This is a genomic window from Dactylosporangium sucinum (assembly GCF_014647515.1).
Lineage (GTDB): Bacteria > Actinomycetota > Actinomycetes > Mycobacteriales > Micromonosporaceae > Dactylosporangium > Dactylosporangium sucinum.
The window spans coordinates 1-1,517 of record NZ_BMPI01000179.1 but is presented as its reverse complement, the minus strand read 5'-3'; the positions used below and the strand labels follow the sequence as shown (position 1 = coordinate 1,517).

At 71.1% G+C, this 1,517-nt stretch carries 1 protein-coding gene; it reads left to right on the top strand.

The window, feature by feature from the left end:
- Window positions 1–257: 257 nt before the first annotated feature.
- On the top strand, window positions 258–1,499 hold the full coding sequence (locus IEZ31_RS55665; protein ID WP_190258274.1) for an IS110 family RNA-guided transposase: 1,242 nt from the start codon (window positions 258–260) through the stop codon (window positions 1,497–1,499).
- Window positions 1,500–1,517: the final 18 nt, after the last annotated feature.

The window sequence follows — 1,517 nt, the reverse complement described above, 5'->3', positions numbered from 1 at the left end:
GCTCATTGGTTCACCATGGTTTCGCTCGTTCCGGTTAGGGTTCGGGCGCACCGGTGTCCGTCGGGCCATCGCCCTGCTCGCTCGGCCTTCGAGGCCCAGCATGAGTTCTGCGAGACCCGACGGCCCGGGACACCCCGACTGGCTACAGGGCTATGCGCCGCCGCTTGCACCGGCGAGCGCCGCTCAATGAGCGACCGGCAGTGGTGTCCCGGGACCGCCGAGTGCTTCCCCACTGACAGCGCAGCGGAGGAGCAACTATGAGTGTGACCGGCACCGTGACGGCGAGGCGAGCCTGCGCCGGGGTGGACTGGGCCAAGGACAACCACGCGGTCTGTGTGCTGGACGCCGATGGTGAAGTACTGCACCGGGTCACGGTCGCCCACACGAAGGCCGGGCTGGCCAGGCTGATCCGGACCCTGGGCCAGCACAACGTCGAGGCCGTTGGCATCGAGCGACCGGACGGCCCGGTCGTGCAGGCCCTGCTGGCCGCTGGACGCACCGTCTTCGTGATCCCGCCGTCGCAGGTCAAAGCGCTGCGCCGCCGCTACGGCTCGGCTGGGAACAAAGACGACCGGTTCGACGCCTACGTCCTGGCCGACACCGTCCGCACCGACCGGCGCCGGCTCACGCCGCTGCTGTGCGACAGCGCGGCGACGACCGCGCTGCGCGGTCTGTGCCGGACCCGCAAAGACCTCGTCGCCCACCGCGTCGCGGTCGCCAACCAGCTGCGCGCGCACCTCGCCATCGCGCTGCCGGCCGCGGTCGACCTGTTCGCCGACATCGACTCGGCCATCAGCCGGCGATTCCTGACCCGCTTCACCACCCAGGACGCCGTGGACTGGCTCTCGCCGAAACGGCTCGCCGCCTGGCTGGCCAGCGTCGGCTACTGCGGACGCTGCGACCCGGCCGCACTGCACACCCGGATCACCGCCGCGCCCCGCGGCGCCACCGGCGAGCACAGCCAGACCCTGGCCGGCATCACCCGCGCCTACCTGGCCCTGCTCGACACCATCACCACACAGATCGACGCGCTCGCCGGGCAGATCGCCGAAGCGCTCACCCTGCACCCGGACCGCGACATCTTCACCAACCTGCCCCGCTCCGGCTCCGTCCGCGCCGCCCGGCTCCTCGCCGAGATCGGCGACGCCCGCGGCCGGTTCCCGACCCCGGCATCCCTGGCCTGCCTCGCCGGTGTCGCACCCTCCACCCGCGAGTCCGGCAAGGTCCGCATCGTGGCGTTCCGCTGGGCCGTCGACAAACAACTCCGCGACGCCGTCTGCGACTTCGCCGGCGACAGCCGCCGAGCCAACCCCTGGGCCGCCGACCTCTACGCCAAAGCCCGAGCCCGCGGCCACGACCATCCCCACGCCGTGCGCATCCTCGCCCGCGCCTGGCTCACCATCATCTGGAAATGCTGGACCACCAACACCCCCTACGACCCCGCCAGACACGGAGCCCTCCAACACCTGCTCAACCAACATCAACAAGCAACGGCTTGACACAGGGCAACTCATGCG

Coding starts and splice junctions, on each gene's coding strand:
- IEZ31_RS55665 (WP_190258274.1), top strand. CDS start 258: ATGAGTGTGACCGGCACCGTGACGGCGAGGCGAGCCTGCGCCGGGGTG.